The sequence below is a fragment of the Bacillus sp. 1780r2a1 genome (assembly GCA_024134725.1).
Lineage (GTDB): Bacteria > Bacillota > Bacilli > Bacillales > Bacillaceae_H > Priestia > Priestia aryabhattai_A.
Window position 1 is genome coordinate 1,420,574 of record CP099863.1, and the last position, 23,818, is coordinate 1,444,391.

At 37.7% G+C, this 23,818-nt stretch carries 23 protein-coding genes and 1 riboswitch; of the genes, 16 read left to right on the forward strand and 7 right to left on the reverse strand.

Going from position 1 to position 23,818, the window contains the following annotated elements; genetic code table 11:
• The first annotated feature begins 12 nt into the window (after positions 1-12).
• The 9 genes from dinG to NIZ91_07175 all read left to right on the forward strand — a co-directional run bounded on the left by dinG (position 13) and on the right by NIZ91_07175 (position 9,575).
• On the forward strand, positions 13-2,817 hold the full coding sequence (gene dinG / locus NIZ91_07135) for an ATP-dependent DNA helicase DinG (GenBank protein USY56419.1): 2,805 nt from the start codon (positions 13-15) through the stop codon (positions 2,815-2,817).
• An 89-nt stretch (positions 2,818-2,906) separates the two neighbouring features.
• Complete coding sequence (locus NIZ91_07140) at positions 2,907-3,716, forward strand: hydrolase (protein ID USY56420.1); 810 nt, start codon at positions 2,907-2,909, stop codon at positions 3,714-3,716.
• Positions 3,717-3,902: 186 nt separating this feature from the next.
• A complete protein-coding gene (locus NIZ91_07145; GenBank protein ID USY56421.1) occupies positions 3,903-4,073 on the forward strand; it encodes a YpmA family protein in 171 nt (56 codons plus the stop codon).
• Positions 4,074-4,084: 11 nt separating this feature from the next.
• The gene (locus tag NIZ91_07150) at positions 4,085-4,576 is read left to right on the forward strand and encodes a DUF5590 domain-containing protein (GenBank protein ID USY56422.1); all 492 of its coding nucleotides are present in this window, start codon (positions 4,085-4,087) and stop codon (positions 4,574-4,576) included.
• Between the two features lie 128 nt (positions 4,577-4,704).
• Positions 4,705-5,889 (forward strand): pyridoxal phosphate-dependent aminotransferase, encoded by a 1,185-nt coding sequence (locus NIZ91_07155; protein USY56423.1) that lies wholly within the window; start codon positions 4,705-4,707, stop codon positions 5,887-5,889.
• A gap of 151 nt (positions 5,890-6,040) precedes the next feature.
• A complete protein-coding gene (gene asnS, locus NIZ91_07160; GenBank protein ID USY56424.1) occupies positions 6,041-7,333 on the forward strand; it encodes an asparagine--tRNA ligase in 1,293 nt (430 codons plus the stop codon).
• 213 nt (positions 7,334-7,546) lie between these two features.
• Entirely contained in the window at positions 7,547-8,251 is a 705-nt protein-coding gene (locus tag NIZ91_07165; GenBank protein USY56425.1) for a DnaD domain-containing protein, read from the forward strand.
• 153 nt (positions 8,252-8,404) lie between these two features.
• Positions 8,405-9,073 carry an endonuclease III gene (gene nth, locus NIZ91_07170; GenBank protein USY56426.1) on the forward strand — a complete coding sequence of 223 codons (669 nt, stop codon included), beginning with the start codon at positions 8,405-8,407 and terminating at the stop codon, positions 9,071-9,073.
• Entirely contained in the window at positions 9,057-9,575 is a 519-nt protein-coding gene (locus NIZ91_07175) for a hypothetical protein (GenBank protein USY56427.1), read from the forward strand. The genes nth and NIZ91_07175 overlap by 17 nt, the downstream gene beginning before the upstream one ends.
• A gap of 25 nt (positions 9,576-9,600) precedes the next feature.
• Here the strand turns inward: NIZ91_07175 and NIZ91_07180 are convergent, their stop codons facing one another.
• Together NIZ91_07180 and recU are read right to left on the reverse strand one after the other, a co-directional pair.
• Positions 9,601-12,342 carry a PBP1A family penicillin-binding protein gene (locus NIZ91_07180; protein ID USY56428.1) on the reverse strand — a complete coding sequence of 914 codons (2,742 nt, stop codon included), beginning with the start codon at positions 12,340-12,342 and terminating at the stop codon, positions 9,601-9,603.
• A gap of 63 nt (positions 12,343-12,405) precedes the next feature.
• A complete protein-coding gene (gene recU, locus NIZ91_07185) occupies positions 12,406-13,008 on the reverse strand; it encodes a Holliday junction resolvase RecU (protein USY56429.1) in 603 nt (200 codons plus the stop codon).
• A gap of 116 nt (positions 13,009-13,124) precedes the next feature.
• On the opposite strand from recU, the gene NIZ91_07190 reads away from it, so the two are divergent.
• From NIZ91_07190 to NIZ91_07200, 3 genes are all read left to right on the forward strand, one after another.
• Complete coding sequence (locus NIZ91_07190) at positions 13,125-14,078, forward strand: DUF2515 domain-containing protein (GenBank protein ID USY56430.1); 954 nt, start codon at positions 13,125-13,127, stop codon at positions 14,076-14,078.
• Positions 14,079-14,460: 382 nt separating this feature from the next.
• The gene (locus tag NIZ91_07195) at positions 14,461-14,706 is read left to right on the forward strand and encodes a hypothetical protein (GenBank protein ID USY56431.1); all 246 of its coding nucleotides are present in this window, start codon (positions 14,461-14,463) and stop codon (positions 14,704-14,706) included.
• 40 nt (positions 14,707-14,746) lie between these two features.
• Complete coding sequence (locus tag NIZ91_07200) at positions 14,747-15,097, forward strand: YppE family protein (GenBank protein ID USY56432.1); 351 nt, start codon at positions 14,747-14,749, stop codon at positions 15,095-15,097.
• Between the two features lie 58 nt (positions 15,098-15,155).
• Here NIZ91_07200 and NIZ91_07205 read toward each other — a convergent pair whose 3' ends face one another.
• The gene (locus NIZ91_07205; GenBank protein USY56433.1) at positions 15,156-15,329 is read right to left on the reverse strand and encodes a hypothetical protein; all 174 of its coding nucleotides are present in this window, start codon (positions 15,327-15,329) and stop codon (positions 15,156-15,158) included.
• A gap of 121 nt (positions 15,330-15,450) precedes the next feature.
• Positions 15,451-15,642 carry a YppF family protein gene (locus NIZ91_07210; GenBank protein ID USY56434.1) on the reverse strand — a complete coding sequence of 64 codons (192 nt, stop codon included), beginning with the start codon at positions 15,640-15,642 and terminating at the stop codon, positions 15,451-15,453.
• Between the two features lie 239 nt (positions 15,643-15,881).
• Here NIZ91_07210 and NIZ91_07215 point away from each other — a divergent pair, with 239 nt between their 5' ends.
• From NIZ91_07215 to NIZ91_07230, 4 genes are all read left to right on the forward strand, one after another.
• A complete protein-coding gene (locus NIZ91_07215) occupies positions 15,882-16,292 on the forward strand; it encodes a YppG family protein (protein USY56435.1) in 411 nt (136 codons plus the stop codon).
• Between the two features lie 1,093 nt (positions 16,293-17,385).
• Entirely contained in the window at positions 17,386-18,462 is a 1,077-nt protein-coding gene (locus NIZ91_07220) for a CotH kinase family protein (GenBank protein ID USY56436.1), read from the forward strand.
• 94 nt (positions 18,463-18,556) lie between these two features.
• Positions 18,557-18,681, forward strand: a riboswitch (SAM riboswitch).
• A gap of 73 nt (positions 18,682-18,754) precedes the next feature.
• Positions 18,755-19,900, forward strand: a complete 1,146-nt coding sequence (locus NIZ91_07225) for a PLP-dependent aspartate aminotransferase family protein (GenBank protein ID USY56437.1) — start codon at positions 18,755-18,757, stop codon at positions 19,898-19,900.
• Positions 19,884-21,062 carry a PLP-dependent aspartate aminotransferase family protein gene (locus NIZ91_07230; protein USY56438.1) on the forward strand — a complete coding sequence of 393 codons (1,179 nt, stop codon included), beginning with the start codon at positions 19,884-19,886 and terminating at the stop codon, positions 21,060-21,062. The genes NIZ91_07225 and NIZ91_07230 overlap by 17 nt, the downstream gene beginning before the upstream one ends.
• A 51-nt stretch (positions 21,063-21,113) precedes the next feature.
• On the opposite strand, the gene NIZ91_07235 is transcribed toward NIZ91_07230, so the two are convergent.
• From NIZ91_07235 to putP, 3 genes are all read right to left on the reverse strand, one after another.
• On the reverse strand, positions 21,114-21,380 hold the full coding sequence (locus NIZ91_07235) for a hypothetical protein (protein USY56439.1): 267 nt from the start codon (positions 21,378-21,380) through the stop codon (positions 21,114-21,116).
• Positions 21,381-21,430: 50 nt separating this feature from the next.
• Positions 21,431-22,096 carry an SIMPL domain-containing protein gene (locus tag NIZ91_07240; GenBank protein USY56440.1) on the reverse strand — a complete coding sequence of 222 codons (666 nt, stop codon included), beginning with the start codon at positions 22,094-22,096 and terminating at the stop codon, positions 21,431-21,433.
• A gap of 111 nt (positions 22,097-22,207) precedes the next feature.
• A complete protein-coding gene (gene putP, locus NIZ91_07245) occupies positions 22,208-23,689 on the reverse strand; it encodes a sodium/proline symporter PutP (GenBank protein USY56441.1) in 1,482 nt (493 codons plus the stop codon).
• Positions 23,690-23,818 lie beyond the last annotated feature (129 nt).

A 23,818-nucleotide genomic window follows, 5' to 3' on the forward strand; every position in this document is an offset into this window, starting at 1 on the left:
GCAGGTGAGGTCATGATGATGGATAAGCGCTTTGTTGTTGTTGATTTAGAGACGACAGGACATTCTCCAAAACAAGGAGATCAAATTATTCAATTTGCAGCCGTGGTTGTTGAAAACGGCCGAATAGTTGAGCGTTTCTCAACGTTTTTGAACCCCAATGTACCAATTCCTCCTTTTATTTCACAACTGACAAATATTCATCAAAACATGGTTGAAGGTGCCCCGACGTTTGAGGATATTTCCGAGAAAATTATTGAGCTGTTAGAAGATGCTTATTTTGTAGCACATAACGTTGCTTTTGACCTTAATTTCCTCCAGGAGTCATTAGCTCAAAATGGATACGATAAGCTGTATCCGTCCACGGTGGATACGGTGGAATTAGCGCGTATGCTTCTCCCTACAGTAGAGGGGTATAAGCTCAACCAGCTTGCTGAGTATTTAAATTTAAATCATGATCAGCCTCATCAAGCAGACAGTGATGCTGAAGTGACGGCGAAAATCTTACTATTATTAATGGAAAAGTTAAATGGTCTTCCACTTGCAACATTAAAGCAGCTATATACGCTGTCTTTGCATTTAAAAAGTGAGATTGGTGAGTTAATTCAAGGTATAATGAATCAAAAGAAAGATGATTATCATGAAGGATATGATTTTGTTCATGGCTTAGCGCTAAAAAAGCAAAAGCCTGTTGTGAAGCCATCGGAAGTTCTTGTTACATATGAGGAATTTCAAGAGCAAAAAGAAAATTTAGCGTCAGTGTTTAGCACATTTGAAAAGAGAACGGGTCAAGAGCAAATGATGAATGCTGTCCATGAAAGCTTAACGGATAACGAGCATGCGCTTATTGAAGCGGGAACTGGTATTGGAAAAACGATTGCTTATTTAATTCCGGCTGCTTTTTATGCTCAGCAGCATAAAAGGCCTATCGTTGTTTCAACGCATACCGTAACGTTACAGCAACAGCTAATGGAAAGAGATATACCTATGTTAAAAAAGCTTATGCCGTTTGAATTAAACGCAGCAGTTTTAAAGGGGCGTGAGCATTATCTTAGCATTCGAAAATTCAATCAGTTTTTAAAAGAGCGCAATCATAACTATGACGTTATTTTAACAAAAGCCAAACTATTGATTTGGCTTACGGAGACGGAGACAGGAGATGTTGATGAAATCAACTTGCCGTCCGGTGGAAAGCTATTTTGGGAACAGCTGAACGAAAGCAATCCTTCCCATTTAGACTTTAAGCATCCTTGGAATCAACATTCTTTTTATAATCGTGCACAGGCTCGTGCAGCACAAGCTCAGATTATCATTACAAATCACAGGCTTCTTTTATTAGATGTGGTTAGCAAGCGAAATTTACTTCCAAGCTATGAGCAAGTTGTAATTGATGAAGCTCATCACTTTGACACCATTGCAAGTGAAGAGCTTGGTGGAAGGCTTGATTATTTTTCTATTCATGCTCTATTAAGCAGAATAGGCTTGTTAGAAGATAAGGGGTTATTAAACAAAGTACATAAGCTTTGTCAGAAACATGATATAGGGCTAAATGCAAAAAAACTAGAAGAGCTGCTAGAGAAGCTTCGTATTGAATGTGATGACTTATTTCGTCTTGTCCATGCATATGTAATGAAAAAAAATAAGCAAACGGATAGTGAAATTGGACGAGTAAGCTATCGTTATAATGTTCAAGAAGAGAACAATCTTCATTGGCATACCATCCAGGAACAGGCATCTCGAGTGCGTTTTTTAATGAATGATATTTTATCTCTTTTACATGCTGATTTTCAGGTGGTGGATTCCTATCACGAGCAGCTTACAAAAAGAGAACAGTCTCATATTCACGAGTTGACAAGCGCAATTGAACAATTTCATCATCTGTCAAGCGAGCTTGCAGACTTTTTCTTTCAAACACATCTTGAAGAGGTGACATGGATTGAAATAGAGCCAAAAGGAGCAGCAAACGCTACTTTTTTATATCGTCAACCGCTTTCGGTGGCGGACACGTTAGCAGATACGTTTTTTGCGAAAAAGAAAAGCGTTATACTAACTTCTGCTACGCTAACAGTGAATCATTCTTTTTCTTATATTATTGAACAGCTTGGGTTGTATGATTTTCAACCACTGCAAATGACGATACCATCTCCTTTTGACTATCGAAAACAGGCAAAGGTATATATTCCAAAAGATATGCCAGCTGTAAATGATGTGACGCTTGAAGAGTATAGTGCGATTATGGCAGAAAGTATCTTAGATATTGCATCTATCACAAAAGGGCGCATGCTTGTACTATTTACCTCTTATGAAATGTTAAAGATGACCTATCAGTATATGAAAGAATTAAATGATTTAGAGGAATTTGTTATCCTTGGTCAAGGAGTGACAACGCGTAATCGAAATCGATTACTAAAAGACTTTGCGCAGTTTTCACAATCTATTTTACTAGGAACGAACAGCTTGTGGGAAGGTATTGACCTCCCTGGTGAACTGGTATCTAGTCTCATCATTGTTCGCTTACCTTTTGCGTCACCACGACACCCATTTCTAAAAGCAAAATTTGAGCAGCTGCGAAAAGAAGGGAAAAATCCATTTATGGATTATTCGCTCCCTCAAGCTGTCATTCGTTTTAAGCAGGGATTCGGAAGACTAATTCGAACTAAGCAAGATAAAGGATCTATCTTTATTTTAGATAACCGCATGATTACAACGATGTATGGCTCTCATTTTCTTCATTCTTTGCCAGATGTAGATATCGTAAGTGAATCATTCTCAGTAGCGCTCCACGATTTTGAAACATGGTGGATGTCAAAGAGGCTTTAGCACGGAATGTGCTAAAGCTTTTTTTGCATAGCTTTTCTTGTAGATGTACACCCTAATAGTGGAAAACAAAGGAAGTGAGTGTGTTTAACATGATTAAACGAAATATGTTAATATGGGCAGTTTGCCTGTGCTTGTTCAGCAATGCTTGCATTGTTCAGGGAGCTAGTCAAGTAGACTTTAGCCTCAAAGAGGACGAAGCAGCAATTTCCTTTTTTCCTTTATTCGATGGAGAAGCCACACTTGTACAAGACGGGACGAATCGCGTTATTCTAATTAATACAGGCAGTAAACGATCGCGAAAAGAGCTAGCTTATTGGCTGGATTTTTACCATATTAAGCAAATTAACCAAGTGATTATTACAAAGCAAAGCGAGAAATACAACGGAAATGTTGATTGGGTTACAAAGCAATATCAGGTAGAAGAATTAATTGTGCCTAAAGGCTCAAAAGAATTACAAACTCAGCATACCACTATGTGGAAAACTAAGGATATGTATCAGCTATCAAAACATATTCATGTATCCGTTCTTTATCATGAAGAAGAAAATTTCCCTTCCATGGATTTTATAGTAGCATTTGGAGAACATCAAATGCTTTATATGAGTAGCCCTGCATCTACTATTGAGCAGCATTTGCTTATGAAGCCAGTAAGAAAAATAGACTTGATTAAACTCGCAAATTTTGGTGAAGGTGAGCCGTTATCAGAGCCGTTTTTAAAACAGCTAAACCCACAAATTGGTGTCTTATTCTCAAAAGAAAATCGCACCATTCATCCTGACCTTGCATCAAGGTTAACGGATGGCTGGATCGAGTTATACGATACAAATAAAAGGGAATCGCTTTCTATTAAAATGTCACCTACGATTTATGATGTTATGAAATTTAAGAAGACGACCTAAATTTCTTTTGCAAAAGAAAGAGAGATAATTATAATAAAAATAGAGAGGTTTTAGCTATAGCAGAGCGAGTTTTCCTAGCTTGATTTTATGTTTAGATAGGGAATACAATAGCCCAAAAGCTAAGCCGTGTGTTATGATAAACAGATAATCATTTATTTAGAGGTGTTTGGTAAGAGGAGGAACAACATGGAAAGCAAAATTGAAGTTTTATCAACCGTTCGCATTGAGCATTCTTCTGATTTATATAAAATAGTGGACAGCTTAAATCGAACGTTAAAAAAGAAAGATTTAATGTTTGGACTAGCATTAGACCAAGAAGATCAAAGTAAAGCAATTTTTACGATTTATCGTACATAAGTAGGGATAAGATGAAAAAGTGGTTTATTGGAATTGTTGTTATGGTATGTTTAGTAGCAGGGTGGCAAACCCATTCAATTTATAAAGCGGCTGTAAACGATGTACAAGTTGACGAGAAAAAGGCATCAGCCAAGGCAAAAGAAGATTTTAATCTAAAATCTGTGACGAGTACACAAGCATATTTTGGAGACCATACATTTTATGTAGTAGAAGGTATTAACGATAAAAATGAAGATGTTATCGCTTGGGTACCAAAAAGTCAAAAACAAAAAGCGGTGTTAAAAAAAGTAGCCGATGGAATTTCAAAAGAACAAGCTATAGAAATTGTTCAAAGAGATCGAAATCCGAAAGAAATTAAATCAGTCCGACTAGGAATTGAAAATGAAAAGCCGCTATGGGAAGTTACCTATATTGATCAAGAGGAAAAACATTTAACTTATTATTATATTGATTTTACAAGCGGGGAGTTTATGAAGCGATATAGCTTAACAAAACCTGAATGAGTTTATTTATAACGTATGTTTATGCATACGTGTTATAAAACGCTTTGCATCTTAGAGTAAAGCAAAATTGTTGCTATGATCAGCTTTACATAGCTGGTTATAGCCGTAGTTCATAGGGGGAGATTTTAGTGAAATTAGCAAAACGTGTATCAGCTTTAACACCATCATCGACATTGGCTATTACAGCCAAAGCAAAAGAGCTTAAAGCCGCAGGACATGATGTCATTGGCTTAGGTGCAGGTGAACCAGATTTTAATACGCCGCAGCATATACTAGAAGCATCTGTAAAAGCAATGAATGAGGGCCAAACAAAGTATACACCTGCAGGCGGACTTATGCCTTTAAAAGACGCAATTATTGAAAAGTTTAAGCGTGACCAGAACTTAACATACAAGTCATCTGAAGTTATCGTATGTTCAGGCGCAAAGCATGCTTTGTATACATTATTTCAAGTGATTTTAGATGAGGGAGATGAAGTTATCATTCCAACTCCTTACTGGGTAAGTTATCCTGAGCAAGTCAAGCTAGCAGAAGGTACACCGGTTTATGTCGAAGGTTCTGAAAATAATGAATTTAAAATTACGCCCGCACAGCTAGAGTCAGTTATTACTAGTAAAACAAAAGCCGTAATCTTAAACTCACCAAGTAATCCAACAGGTATGATTTATACGCGTGAAGAGCTAGAAGCACTCGGTGAGGTTTGCTTAAAGCATGATGTGCTAATCGTATCAGATGAAATCTATGAAAAATTAGTATATGGTGGTGCAGAGCACGTTTCGATTGCAGAATTATCACCAGCGCTCAAAGAGCAAACCGTTATTATCAATGGGGTATCTAAATCGCACTCAATGACAGGATGGCGTATTGGTTATGCAGCTGGTAACGAGACAATCATAAAGGCAATGACGAACCTAGCGAGTCACAGCACATCTAACCCAACTTCAATTGCTCAATATGCAACAATTGCAGCTTATAACGGAACGCAAGAGCCCGTGGAAATGATGCGCAAAGCCTTTGAAGAGCGTTTAAACGTAATTCATAAACAACTTAATGACATTCCTGGTTTCTCTTGTTTAAAGCCTCAAGGTGCATTCTATTTGTTCCCTAACGCTATTGAAGCTGCTAGACTAACAGGGTTTGAAACGGTAGATGCTTGGGTAGAAGCGATTTTAGAAGAAGAAAAAGTAGCACTTGTTCCAGGTTCAGGATTCGGTTCTCCTGAAAATGTTCGTTTATCCTACGCTACTTCGCTTGAACTATTGGAAAAAGCAGTGGCGCGAATTGCGTCATTTATGGCAAGACACATGAAATAAAGTAATGGAGAGCGGCTTCTGTAGAAGCCGCTCTTTTATTGACAATGTCATAAGTTTCCCGTGATTGTTACTTGTTATTGTGAGTGTCGAAATGTATAATAGGGTGGCATACATAATTAAAGGATGTAAGTTTTTTGGAGGGATTTTAATCGTGAAAATTACGATTTCTGAAGCAAGTAAGCACGTTGGAAAAGAAGTAACAATTGGTGCTTGGTTAGCAAATAAACGTTCAAGTGGTAAAATCGCATTCCTACAGCTTCGAGACGGCTCTGGATTTATTCAAGGGGTTGTTGTAAAGGCAGAAGTAGGGGAAGATGTTTTCAAAAAGGCAAAAGCATTAACGCAAGAATCTTCTTTATACGTAACAGGAACTGTTCAAGAAGATGAGCGTTCACCTTTTGGATATGAATTAACAGTAACGGATGTAGAAGTTATTCATGAAGCAGTTGACTATCCAATTACGCCAAAAGAACACGGAACAGAGTTTTTAATGGACAACCGTCACTTATGGTTACGCTCAAAGCGTCAACACGCTGTAATGAAAGTTCGTAACGAAATTATTCGTGCAACGTACGAATTCTTTAATGATAATGGGTTTACAAAAGTAGATCCTCCAATCTTAACGGGAAGTGCGCCAGAAGGTACAACAGAACTTTTCCATACGAAGTACTTCGATGAAGATGCATTCCTTTCACAAAGTGGCCAACTTTATATGGAAGCAGCTGCAATGGCACTTGGAAAAGTATTTTCATTTGGTCCAACATTCCGTGCAGAAAAGTCAAAAACGCGTCGTCATTTAATTGAATTCTGGATGATTGAGCCTGAAATGGCATTCTACCAGTTTGAAGATAGCTTAAAGGTACAAGAAGAATATGTATCACACGTGGTTCAATCAGTACTAGAAAATTGTAAGCTAGAATTAAATGTTCTAGGTCGAGATACGTCTAAATTAGAACAAATTAAAGCTCCGTTCCCACGTATTACGTATGATGATGCGTTGAAATTTTTACATGAAAAAGGATTCGATGATATTCAGTGGGGAGATGACTTTGGTTCACCACACGAAACGGCTATCGCAGAAAGCTATGATAAGCCAGTGTTTATCACGCATTATCCAACATCATTAAAACCATTCTACATGCAGCCAGACCCAACAAATGGAGATGTAGTATTATGTGCAGATTTAATTGCTCCTGAAGGTTATGGTGAAATTATTGGTGGATCAGAGCGTATCCACGATCAAGAATTACTAGCTCAGCGCGTAGCAGAACATGAGCTAGATACAGAAACGTATAAATGGTATTTAGAGCTTCGTAAGTACGGATCAGTTCCACACTCTGGGTTCGGGTTAGGACTTGAGCGTACGGTAGCATGGATTAGTGGCGTTGAGCACGTTCGTGAAACCATTCCATTCCCACGTCTATTAAACCGTCTGTATCCTTAATAGAAGCGAAGTGACTTTGTATACAAAATTGTTACACTAGAAAAAGGTGGCATGACGCCATCTTTTTCTAATCAATGTTGTTACGCATTAAATAAACGTCCACCCTTTCTAAAAAACGGTGGATTTTTATTTGTTTTATGGTGAAAGTTTTCCTAAACAGTTTTTCGTTTTCACCTATCCTTCGTGATATACTAACTTTAGAGGTGTTCCAAAATGAAAAAAGATGATATGATTGCATGGTTTGAGCAAGGCTCTATTTCTATTCCAAAGCTATTGTTTAATCACTATAGCGATCTAGGCTTAGATGAAACAGAATTTATGATGCTAATGCATCTTAATGTATTTATTGATAGTGGTGAATACTTTCCCACTCCACATGATCTCTCTGCAAAAATGAGTGTCTCCACGACAAAGTGTATGGAAGTACTTCGAAATCTTATTCAAAAAGGTGTTCTAACGATTGAACAGCTCGATGATTCCTCTTCGGTTATTTCCGAGCAATATTCTCTTAAACCACTTTGGGGAAAGCTAATTAATTTATTGATGAAGGAAAATCAAAATGAAGTGCAGCAAGTGCAGGAGCAGGAAGAGATAAATTTATATTCGATTTTTGAAAAAGAGTTTGGTCGTCCGCTTTCGCCGTTTGAATGCGAAACGTTAGCTATGTGGGTAGACCAAGATCATCATGATCCAATCATTATTAAAACAGCTCTTCGTGAATCAGTTATGTCCGGAAAATTAAATTTTCGATACATTGACCGCATCTTGTTTGAGTGGAAGAAGAATGGTATTAAAACCATCGACCAGGCACGAGCGCATAGTCAAAAATTTAGGCAACATCAACAACCTAAAAGTCAGAAGCCTTCCCAATCTCAAAATTCCTCAGCTGTTCCATTTTTCAACTGGCTTGAACAGTAATAAACTCCATTACTAAGAGTGGTTAACGGAAGAGGAAAGCTGATTTAATTTCAGGCGTGTCCTGATGTTAAATCAGCTTTTTTAGCATGATAATACATACTAAGATAAAAAGGGGTGAAAAGCTAAAACAAATTAAGGTTGTTTTAGCAAGCTATGTTAAATCTAACACAAATTCGTCACTGTTTAGACGTAATGGCAGAAATGTTTCCTGATGCACACTGTGAATTAAATCATAAAAATCCATTTGAGCTAGTGATTGCAGTTGCTCTATCCGCTCAGTGTACGGATGCGCTTGTAAATAGAGTGACAAAAGAACTGTTTCAAAAATATCAAACACCAGAAGATTATCTAGCTGTTTCATTAGAAGAGCTTCAGCAAGACATTCGTTCAATAGGACTTTATCGGAACAAAGCAAAAAATATTCGAAAGCTGTGTGAGCTTTTAATTCATGAGTACAACGGTGAAGTACCACAAGACAGAGATGAGCTTACTAAGCTTCCTGGAGTGGGCCGAAAGACAGCTAATGTCGTCGTTTCCGTTGCTTTTGGTATTCCTGCTATTGCCGTTGATACGCACGTGGAACGAGTTAGTAAAAGACTTGGTATTTGTCGCTGGAAGGATTCAGTATTAGAAGTAGAAAAAACGTTGATGCGAAAGGTGCCAAAAGAAGAGTGGGGAGTTACTCATCACCGCTTAATTTTCTTTGGCCGCTATCACTGTAAAGCGCAGGCTCCTCAATGTCCCACTTGTCCATTGCTGGAGCTGTGTCGAGAAGGAAAAAAACGAATGAAGGCGAGAGGTGAGCATGCTATCAAAGGTTAAAGTGCCACCTGAATTTAAGCGTGATCCATTTTTTTTCGCACAAGATGTTATTGTGTTTCAGTCGCCGTTGCTGAGGGGGGAGACACATCAGCAACCAGCCTTTATCTATGACATAGTAGCGAAAGAAGAAGAGCTTTTAGAAGCTCCATGGAATTCATTAGAAGATTGTATCCCATCGTTATTTATAGAATGGAAGAACCAAGAGAAAATACTACACGAACAATTTTCTATACGTAAAGTGACAAATGCAAAAGAGGTAATTACGGAATGGAGTGGGAGATTTTTAAGTGCGCTGTTTTGGATTAATGGGAGGTCTATTCAAGGTCTTACAGCACTGGAAGCTGATATTCAAAAGCTTACATACAAGCCAGTGAACACGTCTGAGCGTCTACTATTTCTGTTGAAAAAGCCTGGAATGTATCACTCATTCGTTCAGCTTAGTGAACTATATAAGGAATTACAAAAGCAGTATGCCATTAAGCGTATACGCTTAAAAAAATAAACCGCTCACGATGAGCGGTTTATTTTTATTCATTTTCAGTTTGTTGATCTGGAGTAGCAGGAGGCTGTTGGTTGTTTCCTTGGCCGTTACCGTTGCCGTTATTTCCATTATTGTCATTATTGCCGTTCCCATTACCATTCCCGTTGTTTCCATTATTACCGTTTCCAGGTTGGCTAGGTGGTTGACTTGGATTTTCAGTTTCTGGCTGCTCACCTTGATCAGGGTTTTGTGAATTGTCATTGTCTGGCTGATCGGTGTCTTCACCATCATTTTCATCTTCAGGACGCGTTCCCTCATCAGGGTTTTGCCCTTCATCACCAGGCTGAGATTCGTCATTCTCTTCAGGCTCTTCTTCAGCAGATTGTGGTACCTTTACGGAAGCACTTGCACTGCCTGCATTATTTGTACTTAAACTGAAGCTATAGGTCGCACCTGGAGTAGGTGATGGGATAGATGTACTGCCAGCACTTCCTTTATCAGCTAATGTTTGGCTTGCACCATCAGAAGAAGTCATATTGACGGTAAACTCTGTTTCATCATCTCCACCTGACCAGTTAACGTTAATTGCATTAGAACCTTCGCTGAAGGAAGCCGAAAGTTTTGCTTTTTCTTCTTTCGCTTCTTTTTCTTTCTTTTCTTTCTCTTTTTCTACAAAGATTTGAGAAACTTTCGTTGGCTCTGTGCCTCGTACAAAGTATTCATACGTAATTGAATCTTTTGGAGTTGCACCACTTGGTTTCTTCACATCTTTACTTGAGACTTTTTCAACAGCACGTTTTACAACACTATCAGGCTGTTTAAAGCTACCTTTTTCTTCACCTTGAGATACGTGTGTAATAACCTGCTTGAAAATATTTTTTGCCATAGCTTTTTCATTTTCACTATAAATATAGCCGTCGGAATTCTTTTCGTATCCTGTCCAAACTGAAACCGTGTACTTTGGAGTAAAGCCTGAGAACCAAACGTCTTTTACGCCGCCTTCAGGAATATTAAAGCTTGCTTTTTCCTTTGCATCAAAGTTAGATGTTCCAGTTTTACCTGCGATTTCTAAGCCAGGTACACGAGCTGCGCGTGCCGTTCCGTACGGTGCTTCAACAACAGATTTCATCATGTCTGTTACCATAAACGCCGTGTAGTCTTGCATTGCACGTTTAGGCTTTGGTGATAGATCTAATTCTGTACCATCAGAGAACTTCACTTTTGTTACCGTATAAGGTTTTGTGAACATTCCTTCGTTAGCAAACGCACTGTAAGCACCTGCTAGTTCCATTGGCGTAACACCTTCAGTAAATCCACCGATAGAAAACGCTTCGGCAAACTTCTCACCGCTAGATTCGCCAAGCTCAAGTCCTAGGCCTTCTCCAAATTCTTGTGCTTTATCAGCTCCCACGGCTTGGAAGGCTTTTAAAGCAGGGATATTTAAAGAACGTCCTAGCGCTTCACGAGCAGATACCCAGCCCTTATAGTTGCGGCTGAAGTTTCGGATTTGTGTACCGTTTGAGTATTGATGAGGTTCATCTTTGATTGGTTCTGCGGTAGACCATTTTAAATACTCAACGGCAGGTCCGTAGTCAAGAACCGGTTTAATTGTTGAACCTGGTTGACGCTCGATGTCAGTAGCAAAGTTTAAACCTCCAGCTACACGATTACGACCTCCACCGATTGCTTCAACTGCACCTGTCTCATTGTCTAACACGACAAGACCGGCTTGGAACTTATCGTTAGGGAAGGTGACAATTTGATTATTCATTAATTGATCAACATAATCTTGTGCGTCCACGTCAAGCGTTGTGTAGATTTCTAATCCAGAAGAAGAGACGTTAGCATCTGTTTTTTCTTGTACTTCTTCAATGACCTGGTCGATGAACACATCATATTTTGACGTTTTTTCGTTTTGTTCAACTAAATTTGCCTGCACATCAACTTGCTTTGCTTGATCTGCTTCAGCTTGCGTAATAAATCCGTTTTTAGCCATTAAATTTAATACTGTGTTACGGCGTTTTGTAGCATTCTCTGGGTTTTTATACGGATTATATGTTGACGGTGCTTTTGGCAATCCAGCGAGCATAGCGGCTTGATCAACTGTTAAATCGTTTAAATCAGTCACGCCGTAGAACGTTTCTGCTGCTTTTGCGATACCGTATACTTCTCCAGTCGAGAAGTAAATTTTGTTTAAATACATTTCAAGAATTTGCTGTTTTGAATATTTGCGCTCTAGCTGATAAGAAAGCCACATTTCTTGCACTTTACGCTTTACAGTTTTTTCAGGTGATAAGAATGAATTTTTAACAACCTGCTGCGTAATGGTACTTGCGCCTTCTGAACCAAAGCCTTCTTTAAAGTTGGCTACTACAGCGCCACCAATTCGATAAAAGTCAATTCCATGGTGTTTATAAAAGCGAACATCTTCGGTTGCAATGAACGCATTTTTAACAGTCTGAGGAATTTCATCATATTGTACGTATGTACGCTTTTCGCCTCCGACTTCTTTAATGACTGTTTTTCCATCGTTTGCGTAAATTTTAGATGAAAACGAGTCTTTTAAAACAGAGTCGTCAACTTTAGGTGCATCGCTTATTAAAGCGAAAAATGTTCCAACACCAGCTATCAGTCCAATAATACCTAAAATGAAGACTGCAGCAACAATCTTGCGGAAAATGCCGCCTTTTTTCTTTTCCTTTTTCTTGTTTCCTTGTGGTTTGTTCGTTTGTTTGTTGTCATTCATTGCTCGTCTTCGTTCTTCACGCGAGCGATAATTATCTGACATAAAAGCTCCTACCTTTCAAACAATTGTAAGAGAATGATTTCCGTAAACATATATATCATACTCTTAAAAATACAATTTATCTATAGTTTTTATGTAATCGATTCTGGGATGGTAACCAAGTTCGATTAAATGTCCTTTTTTTTCAATATCGGCTTTTGGAATGGATTTTCGTCCATCTTTTTTCATATCTTGCCAATAGGGAAAAAGGGACGGTGCTTCAAAAAGGTATATTTCTTCCAAAGAAGTAAACATTAATATAACGAAAGAGATTCCATTTTGTTTCACGATTTGGTGCATATGTTGAATTTGATGTTCGTGAAAATTTCGTAAGGGAAAAGACGTTTTATTTTTTGTTTCCTTTGCTTCGAAATCAATATATTTCCCGTTATATACCCCGTTGTAATCCGTTGTAGAAGCTTGTTTAAAATAAGCCTCTTTAATAACGGCAGCACTTCGCTTAGGATAGTCAACGTTCACAATCTGAATCGGTGTGGGTTTCTTGTGAATCACTGCTATTCCTTGTGTCAAATAATACTCATTTGTTTCATTTAAATCCTCTTCCAAAGTCATACCTCGATTACTGTATACCGGCTCAACTTTGGCCCGGGAAGGACTGTTGGGATGTTTAGCAGGGTTATATGCTTTTCCGTTAGGATAACGAATCACACACCATCACTCCTTTGCTTAATTTCACACACGCACACTCTATTATACCAAATTTCACTTGAGATAGAATGAAAACATACTTAGTGTTCATACCAAATGTAAAGGAAGAAAGCAGCATGTTGACAAGCTTTGAACAGCAAGTAGTTGATATAATTAAGCGTAAAACAAAACAGCTGAACATTGATAATATATCAAGAACAGAAGCTTACGCAACTTTTTACAATAATCACCCTGAAATAAAGTGGTCGTTTCTAGCTAGCATGGTCTCACGAAACGCAGGCTGGAATATGTGTGATTTGCAGGGAAAGTGGTTTCCTGAGCTTCTATCTACGGAAACGCGAGATTTATTATTCTTAACGTACGAGCGAGCAAATTGGCTCATCTTTCAAGACGCTTTTCCGCAGCTTTTGTTATACGAAGTGTCAAAACAGCACGAGAAGCCTTATTTTCATCTTCTCCAATATTTTTATGTATCTCCATTCATGTACGAAAAATGGACTGCCTTTTGGGGAGAGAAAAGAGAAATTGAGCTCATGCATGCTCTCATTATTAATGAACAGCATATTATCGAGCCGGCAGTAGTAGAACATCCTTTCTATCAAAAGAAAGTGTTTCACCGCTTACTATTTCATTTTCAGGATTCTCTACATTTCAGCTCTGTTTTATTTCCTACAATAGAAGGTGAAATCTATGGGTGTTCTGTACATAGTTTCACCAAAGTAGATGAGCGAATTAAGCTTGGTAAAAAGCTTGGTGAACTGCTGTTTTCACAAGCTTTGTATCCAAAATTTCTTCAGTTTTCAATGTCCACTGTTCATACGGGATCACGTGTTGACTATGAACAGTACATATTTCATTCAAAAAAAAGAGATACACCTTATTTACGAACAACGTTTCCAATTGTTTCACATCATGAGAAAAAAAGAGCACAGTGGGAAATTTCAAAGCGTAAAGAGAAGAAACTGATGAAGGAGCTTAATTTATCTTTACCTACACCGATTACGGAGTGGTACCAAAATAAACAGAAGCAGCTGCATGTCTTGGTAGGAATAAAGAAGTTTTTTAGGTAGAAAAAGCTGTTTTGTATAAACAGCTTTTTCTATCTAGGTGGACATATTACGTAGACGGACGGTTTGGTCCGTTTAATTTTTTAGGGTCACCAAATGTTTTTGTTTCAGGTTTGTTTTTTGGTTGTTTTTGTTCATGCTTATTTGCCACTTCTTACACCTCCAACTGAATGTTGTAACAAAGTTGACTGCACATACAATACGTATTTCTTGCACAATCTAGTCATAGTGTTTTCACTCATCTCTGTTTCAATTCGTGCAAATTAAAACATTTTCTGCGTAAAACATCTTTCTTTGCCGAATGGAAACTAGTTTTGTCATGTATGAAGGTAGATTAAAAATAAAAAGAGAATAGGTAGTTAAACAAAAAGTTGGAGGGATGGCTATGAAGCTGAAAATGGTAAATACGAACGAAGTGTTAAGTTTATTCGATAATGTATTAGAGCAAATAGATGTTGTAGAAGATACATTATCTTCACAAGTTAATGAAGCGTTTACTGCTTGTGAAGAAGCGTATAGCAATCACGTTCAGCGTATTGACCAGTCGTTACGAGAAATTGAAGCTGCAGCCTATGAAATCCCACCTCAATCAGAATGGCGGAGAAGAGAAGTACTACTACGTACAGTGTAACGATAATTTATGGTACAATGTCATCGTTGAGGTGACAAATATGAATTCAATGATTGAAGCAACAAAAGTACTACATCACTATAACGAGTTAGCTCTTACTCGTTTATCTAATATTAAAAGTAAGTCAGAGTATGAGGTGAATTTCTTTGGAGAAGTCAAACCATATGTTGATCAGTTTTTTAATGAGTTAGACATGTGGACGGATCTTGTTACCAAGTGGCTTAAAGAAACAAAGCCTAAATATATTCACATTAATCAAGTGGATACTCTTCGTGAAAACTTGCAAAACGTAGTGCTCCAGTCTTTTTATCAAGAGACGCGAGACAAGCGCTTTAAGCAAATGTATCAGTCAAATAAGTACGTATTAGAGTCCATTCTAATGAATGATTAAACAGTAAAAGCCTAAAAGTGTATTTACACTTTTAGGCTTTTACTGTTTTGTAATTAAATTAATCGTTGTCTTTTTGCACGTGGATGCTAACGGCAGGATCGTCTTCCGTACCGACTGTATTAATTACATAATCGACTTTTTGAGTATGTTTTGGTGCAACGTGCTGTCCTGATTGCGAAACGGTTGGTTCATGGCCTTGCTTTTTATGATTAAAGTGTTTTCCTCGACTCATGGAAATTCCTCCTTGAAATGAAATGGACGATCTTTTTTAATATGCCTCACAGTAGAGAGGAGTATAAGTAGCTAAATATAGAAAAGCCCTCAGACAATCGGCTGAGGGCAATGTAGTACAGTTAATTCTCGTGTGCAAATTCGGGTTTTGAAGCTCCGATTTGTTCCAGCTCACGAACGGCGATTTTATAATCGGATAGTGTTAAACAACCTTTTAAATACTGCTGCTGCGCGAAGTCTAGCAGCTCATTACTTGAAGTTGGCTCATATTGTTTTTTAGCCATAAAAGCTTGTTGAAGCTCGTTCACATACATGTAAATTCACTCCTTATCCCCATTTTGTGTGCTTGTCTTGTTAGCATCACTTATAATTATCGTAACATAGATTGAAATTATCTCGTTTTTTTGAAAAATTTAAACTTTCGACAGAAACTAACATTTTTCACAACTTTCTTCTAAATATAAAGTGAAAAATAAAAGGCGTAGTGCGTCACCACAGATTGAGTACCCACATACCATATAATAAAATTTTTAAAAGGGGGCAGCGAGCCAGTATGTATAATCAACAGAATCCTTATCCATATTACATGCAGAATCAATGGGAAGAAGAACGGTTTGATTTAAGTCAGGTGTACCCATTTCCAGAATACCATCAGCAGCCATGGCATCATACACAGTTGCCGCAACAGCCTTATGCTCAAGTTCCACCTCAAATGCAATATGTAAACAATCAACAGCAATATCCTTTTTATCAAAATGGAATGCCTTTTCCAAATCCTTATCCAAAAGGTAATCAGCAAATGAAGCAGCAGCCTAACCAATTTCAGTCGTTAATGTCTCAATTTAAATCTTCAGACGGGAATTACGACGTCAATAAAATGATGAATACCGCGGGGCAAATGATGGGAGCAATGAATCAATTAACAACTTTAGTAAAAGGGTTTACTGGTATCTTTAAAATATAAAAAGTTGTACAGCATGTAAAAGGAATAAAAGAGCTCTACAAGAAGCGATAATGCCTTGTAGAGCATGTAATAGTTTATCTAAAGAAGCGGTTAAATGGGTGATTACAGAAGCAAGGAGAATGGTGACATTTTTTAACTGGTTTTTTGCCTGTGATTGGATGTTTCGTTAAGTTAGGTAAGTGTAAATGACCAGTTTTTTTCTTATGACCTGATTTTTTTGAAGAATGGTTCTCTTTTTTGTGAGAACGTTTAAATGTTTGAGTAGAACGGTGCTTTTTATGAGAGTGCTTTGTGGAGTGAGAATGTTTTTTGCAAGAACGGTGCTTTTTATGAGAGTGCTTTGTGGAGTGAGAATGCTTTTTACAAGAACGGTGCTTTTTATGAGAGTGCTTTGTGGAGTGAGAATGTTTTTTACAAGAACGGTGCTTTTTATGAGAGTGCTTTGTGGAGTGAGAATGTTTTTTACAAGAACGGTGCTTTTTATGAGAGTGCTTTGTGGAGTGAGAATATTTTTTACAAGAACGGTACTTTTTATGAGAGTGCTTTGTGGAGTGAGAGTGTTTTTTACAAGAACGGTGCTTTTTATGAGAGTGCTTTGTGGAGTGAGAATGTTTTTTGCAAGAACGCTTAGATGTGTGGGAGTGCTTTTCTTTACAGAAGCACGTTACTTTTCTGTAAGTACGTGATCTTTTTGTACAGTACTTGTTTTCCGTTCTTTTATTTGTTTTCTTTTCTGTTTTTTTCTCCGTCTTTTTATGAGAATGAGCTGTTTTTTCCTCCATCTTTTTATGAGAATGAGCTGTTTTTTTAGATGAACGTTTAGAGCAGTGACCTTTTGGTTCTTGATACATAAATTTGCCTAAATCTGATTTTTGTAAAGATTCAGCAGCTTTACGAATACGCTTAGATTGAATATACAATCTAAAAACCTCCTTATAGAAACCATTTTTTGCTTTCACCATAAGATACGCTTAAAGCACAGTACTTGCTATGAGGTAAACGTGGAATTTTAAGAAATAAGCAAGGAGTTTCTAGCATCTCATTAGGAGAGGAGCTCATATAATTTAAAATGTATCTAAAAGGAGGGAACGAGATGGGAATTGTCACCTATTCTGTTTTTGCTAATGTTCGGGATTTTAAAGAGTTAAAAGCTGATATTTGGTCTGAAGATGCAATACCTGCAGTGATGAAAGTCCATAAAAAAAGGTATGAAATTGGTTTAACCTTAAGGGGATCACACATTCGAGAAATGAGAAAGAAATCGTACTATGTGGAGTTTTATTCACCAAAGAAATTTGGGCAAACCAACGAAATTCATCTCAATGCAGAATACAAAGATCCCTCGTTAGTTCGAAATAAGCTATCGCTGGATTTCTTTTCAGATCTTGGCGTACTATCACCTAAATCACAGTTTGTTCATCTTACCATTAACGGGAAAAATGAAGGCGTGTATTTACAGTTAGAATCGGTAAATGAGTATTTCTTAACAAAGCGTAATTTGCCAAAAGGCTCTATTTTCTATGCTGTAGACGGAGATGCAAACTTCTCGTTAATGAGTGATTTGGATGAGAAGCCAAAAGAATCACTTCAATCAGGGTACGAAACAAAAGTAGCATATGGAGCAGATGAAGAAGCATTAGAATATTTTATTTACAATTTAAATACATGGACAAATCAAGAATTTGAAGATAACATTGAAAAGCACTTAGAAGTAGATCGCTATTTGGCTTGGTTAGTGGGAGTAATTTGCCTTCAAAATTTTGATGGTTTTGTTCATAACTATGCTTTGTACCGAAACAGTGATACGAAGTGCTTTGAACTTCTTCCTTGGGATTATGATGCTACATGGGGACGCGATGTTAATGGAGATGAAATGGAAAGTAACTATGTAAGAATGGAAGGGTTTAATACGTTAACAGCACGTTTATTGGCTATATCAAAATTTAAGAATCAGTATATTAAAAAAATGAATTCTGTGTTAGATCATCAGTTCACCGTTAATTATATGAAACCAAGAGTTGAAGACCTTCATCAATTAATTTTACCTTATGTAGAAAAAGATCCGTATCTACAGCACAAGTTAGCAACCTTTTATCAAGAGCCTGCGTTTATTTGTAATTTTATTAAAGAAAGAGAAGCCTATTTAAGAAAATCCATGAAGTCTTTTTGAATAAATAAGATAATTGAAATTGTTTTGAAAATTCTATTGACATTCTTTGTTATTTTTATTAAAGTATACACAATGAATAATTAACTTAATAAAACTCTTATCCAGAGTGGCGGAGGGACTGGCCCTGCGAAGCCCAGCAACCATCAAATCATACGTTATTCAGTAAGTTTGAACGGTGCTAATTCCTGTGGAATACGATTGTATTTTAACAGATGAGAGAAGTCGTGATTAAGCGAACGCTCTTCCATCTGTGAAGAGTTTTTTTTATTTACTGCAAAGAGGAGAGGACATTATGCATATTGAAACACTACTTGTTCGTTCAGGTGTCAATCGAGACCCTGCTACAGGCTCTATTACTACACCGATTTATCAAGCATCCACGTTTGCACATCCCCGTTTAGGAGAAAGCACAGGATATGACTATGCTAGAACGGCTAATCCAACAAGGACAGCGTTAGAAGAAGCGATTACAGCGTTAGAAGCAGGAGAAGTTGGAGCGGCATTTGCTTCAGGAATGGCAGGAGTTATGGCTGTACTTGCTTTGTTTAAAAACGGTGATCATTTAATCGTCTCTGAAGATTTATATGGTGGTACATACAGAGTTTTAAATGATATTTTTGCTGAGCAAGGTATAGAAGTAACGTATGTGAATACTGCTCATTTAGATCAAGTTAAGGCAGCAGTAAAGCAGAATACGAAAGCATTGTTCATTGAAACACCAACCAACCCAATGATGCACGTAACGGATTTAAAAGGAATTATTGAACTTGCTAAAGAAAGTGATTTGTTAACAATTGTTGATAATACGTTTATGTCACCATACTACCAAAGGCCACTTACTCTCGGAGCTGATATTGTAATTCATAGCGCTAGTAAATACATTGGTGGTCACAATGACGTAGTGGCTGGCTTAGTCGTTACGCGATGTTGCGAGTTAGGTGAAAAAATTCGCTTTTATCAAAATGCAGCTGGTGCAATCTTAGGTCCGCAAGATAGCTGGTTATTGTTACGAGGTATTAAAACGCTTGCTTTACGCATGGAGAAACATAACGAAAATGCACTGAAAATTTCGAATTGGCTGACTAAACATAAGTTAGTTGAGAAAGTTTATTACCCAGGTCTTGAATCACACCCAGGCTATCATGTAATGAAGCAACAAGCAGGAGGCTTTGGGGGGATGATTTCCTTTGCTGTAACGGACCCGAAAATTGTGCCAGTTTTACTTGAGAACATAAAAGTTATTACCTTTGCTGAAAGTCTAGGTGGTGTAGAGAGCTTAATGACGTTTCCAGCACGTCAAACTCATGCAGACATCCCAGAAGAAATTCGAAACCGAGTCGGCGTAACGAATTGTTTATTGCGCTTATCTGTTGGAATCGAACACGCAGATGATTTAATTCAAGACTTAAAGGAGGCATTTGATGCATACAAACAATAAACATTCATTCGGCACAAAGTTAATTCACGCAAAAACAGGTATTGATGGACATTTCGGAGCGGTAAATGTTCCAATTTATCAAGTGTCTACTTTTAATCTCGAAGACGAAACCAACGGTGGGCGTTATGATTATTCACGTTCAGGTAATCCAACACGAGAAGCTTTAGAAAATACGATTGCGCAGCTTGAAAACGGAGCTGCAGGATTTGCATTTTCATCAGGTATGGCCGCTGTATCATCTGTTCTTTGTTTATTTAAAGCAGGAGATGAAATTATCGTTTCAAATGATATTTATGGTGGCACTTATCGTGTGTTAACAAGATTGTTTTCCAAGTTTGGCATTAAAACCACTTTTGTTAACATGGCAAATGTAGACGAAGTAGAGAAAGTCATTTCAGGCCAAACAAAAGCAATTTACATTGAAAGTCCATCAAATCCTTTCCTACAGGTAACGGATATTAAAAGTGTTGCAGCACTAGCTAAACGTTATGGCCTGCTAACAATTGTTGATAATACGTTTATGACACCTTACTTGCAGCAGCCAATTAATTTAGGAGCAAATATTGTGATTCATAGTGCAACAAAGTATATTAGTGGTCATAGTGATGTGATTGGTGGATTAGTTGTTGTAAGTGATGAAAGACTTGCTGACGAAGTGAAGTTTGTTCAAAATGCATTTGGAGCTATTTTGGGGCCACAGGATTGCTTTTTATTTCTACGAGGTATTAAAACATTAAAAGTGAGATTAGATCAACAGCAACAAACAGCTTTAGAGTTAGCTAAATGGCTTGAAAAACAAGATGACATTGAAGCGGTTTATTATCCAGGGCTGAAGACACATCCTGATTATGAATTGATTACTGAACAAGCAAACGGATACGGAGCAATTATTTCATTTAAATTGAAAAGTAATGAACTCGCTCAGCATATATTAAAAAACGTGCGTTTATCTTCAATTGGTGTAAGCCTGGGCGCAGTTGAATCGATCTTAACACACCCAGCGACAATGTCTCACGCTAGCATTCCACAGGAAGTGAGAGAGCAAAAAGGCATCACAGAATCACTTTTACGCTTATCAGTTGGACTTGAAGAGTATGAAGATTTAAGGGAAGACTTTAACAATGCGCTAATTTCTTTTCAAGAAAAAGTCGTAACTAAATAATAATAGAAGAAAAGAGGTTGTTTCTATTTCTGAATAGAAACAACCTCTTTTTTAGCAATTCTTGAGTAGTTTTGTATAGAGATCAATTAAAGCCAGCTGTTCACTATGAATAAGATTACTATTTTGAATACGCTGAACGGCAAGTTCATATTTTACTTCAGGTGATTTTCGAACTCGAGGGTGCGTCATTTCATCTTGTAAATCTTTTTGAATGGCCTGGGTTAGCTTTTCTTTAATAGAAAGATGATCTTGATTGGAAAAAGAACGATTTATCCAAAGCTTTTGATAGGCGCTAAACAATTGTTCATCTGATAGCATGATGTATAAACTCCTTTGGTTAATATACGTATTAGTTTAGCACACATCTTCTAATATCTGTATGTCACTTCCACAGCTGATACAACTGTCAAAGACTGCGTTTGAATCGGAGGAGCAGACCCAAGTGTCTTAGCTGCCACTATGTAGCCACCAGGAGGCTGTTGCGTCCGCTCATTGACTTCCAGCGGAATAGGATTTAGGGGAACACCTAGTGTATCTGCAATAGCTGTTGCTTTTTCTCCAGCGTGCTGAACGGCTTGAGAGAGAGCTTGCTTTTCATAGGGTGTTGGATCTTTCACAAAAAAGCGAATATCTTCTGCTACGTTTCCACCGCTTGCAACAGAGATAGCGTACACTTCACCAGCTTGTTTAATATCTTCAACATGGACTTCAAATAAATGCTGTACCTCGTATCCAACTAATGTCGTTTTGCCATCAGTGTAGTCATATTTCGGATTAATAGTAAACGATGCTGTTTCAATATCACTTTGTTCAATTCCAGCATTTTGAAAGCCATCAATCATTGTATTTGAAACGGTAGTATTTTCTTTTAACGCTTGCTGTACGCTTAAGTTTTCTGTACGAACACCAATAATAATTGAAATTCCATCAGGAACAGCAGTAATTCGGCCTTCTCCTATTACTTTTAACTCACGCTCGTTTTCTTCACGTGATGGTGGGGGCTGGTGATTATATGGAAACATGGATGGATGCATATTATTAACCTCCTTATAGGCTCTTATCTATATACGTATGAAGAAAAAGCTTGGGCTACGTATAGAAAATAAAAAGCTCGCAAATATCTTTTTGCGAGCTTTCCTTTGAAATTATTTCGTTTCTTCTTCTAACGTTTCTTCCATTTCAACAAAAGTCCCTTGGACTCTTTTCGAAGGGTCTTTCGTTAATAAGCTAACAACAATGACTGCTAAAAAGCTTAGTACGAACCCAGGAATCATTTCATAAAGCGCATCGCTTAATCCAGGTACGTTTACCCAAATTAAGACCGTAGCAGCACCAACAATCATACCGGCAAGAGCACCCCAACGAGTCATCTTCTTCCAGTATAGGCTTAGTAAAACTGCAGGGCCAAACGCTGAACCGAATCCGGCCCATGCATAACCTACAAGACCTAAAATTGTATCATTTGGATTTAACGATAGGAGAATACCGATAATCGCAACACCGAGTACAGCTAGACGTCCTACTAGTACAAGTTCTTTGTCTGTCGCTTCACGGCGGAAAAATGCTTTATAAAAGTCTTCTGTAATAGCACTTGATGTTACAAGTAGCTGAGACGAAATTGTACTCATAATTGCAGCAAGAATCGCTGCAAGTAAAAATCCAGTAATAAATGGATGGAACAATACTTGTGCAAATTTAATAAAGATTGTTTCTGGATCTGCCAATGTTGTGGCAGTTTGGTCAACATAAGCAATACCAACTAATCCAGTAAACATTGCGCCAATGATGGAAATAATCATCCATCCCATCCCAATGCGTCGAGCTGGTTTTAACTCTTTAATGGACGAAATAGCCATGAATCGAACAATAATGTGAGGTTGCCCAAAATAACCAAGACCCCAAGCTAAGAATGAGATAATTCCAACAACGGTTGTGCCTCTAAAAAAGTCTAAATAGGCTGGGTTAATGTCACGAACGACATCAATTGTTGTACCAACGCCACCTAGTTCAGTAAACGCTACAATTGGCACAAGAACAAGAGCCACAAACATAATAATACCCTGTACAAAGTCAGTTAAGCTTACCGCTAAGAATCCGCCGAATAGTGTATAAGCAATAACAACACTTGCTGTTACAAATAGACCAATTCGATAGTCTAATCCAAATGCAGACTCGAATAATGTACCACCGGATACCATACCAGCTGAAGTATAAAGAGTGAAGAAGACAAAAATAACGATGGCTGATACTGTTCTAAGAATTTTAGATGTATCATTGAAGCGGTTTTCAAAATAATCTGGGATTGTAATGGAGTCGTTTGCTACTTCTGTATACGTGCGAAGACGTGGAGCAACAATTAAGTAATTTAGATATGCTCCGATTGTTAAACCAACAGCAATCCATAAACTAGATACTCCTGTAGCATACATAGCACCTGGTAAACCCATTAACATCCAACCACTCATGTCAGATGCACCAGCTGATAGGGCTGTTACAGCAGGACCAAGTCCACGACCGCCTAGCATGTAGCCTGAAATGTCATCAGTAGATTTTTTATAAGCATACCAACCGATAGCTAGCATCCCTATAAAATAAATGGCTAGTGAAATAAATAAACTAATATCCACAATATCTCTCCTTTTTCTGTTTCTCTATATGACGTGTGGAAAATCGTGTCATATAAACAGCTTACGGTTTTTTAAGCTAACAAACTTTTCCCAGAGTATCAAGTTGTTAAACATGAAATTTTTTCAATG